The organism is Pseudoalteromonas sp. GW168-MNA-CIBAN-0100, from assembly GCF_040309225.1.
In the GTDB taxonomy this organism is placed as follows: domain Bacteria; phylum Pseudomonadota; class Gammaproteobacteria; order Enterobacterales; family Alteromonadaceae; genus Pseudoalteromonas; species Pseudoalteromonas arctica.
The window spans coordinates 1-256 of sequence record NZ_JBEOOL010000784.1 but is presented as its reverse complement, the minus strand read 5'-3'; the positions used below and the strand labels follow the sequence as shown (position 1 = coordinate 256).

The window sequence follows — 256 nt, the reverse complement described above, 5'->3', positions numbered from 1 at the left end:
ATTCACTAGTGCGTAAATTAAAACTCGATTTTAGAGATGTGTTTTCCAAAGGCTTTTTTTATAACAGCATGCAAGGCACAATGCAGCTTGATAAAGGCATTGCCTACACTCAAGATACTAAAATGGATGGCGTACCAGCCGACTTAACCATTAAAGGTTATGCTAATTTAAATACCCTAGAAATAGACTACGACCTAGCGGTTGCGCCGCAAGTAACCTCCAGCATACCTATAATAGTAGCTTGGATGGTTAACCC

General features: G+C 39.8%; 1 protein-coding gene. It reads left to right on the top strand.

Annotation, left to right across the window (positions count from 1 at the left end; translation table 11 throughout):
* On the top strand, nucleotides 1-256 hold a 256-nt coding region (locus AAEY62_RS23410), incomplete at both ends, for a YhdP family protein (protein WP_350636843.1).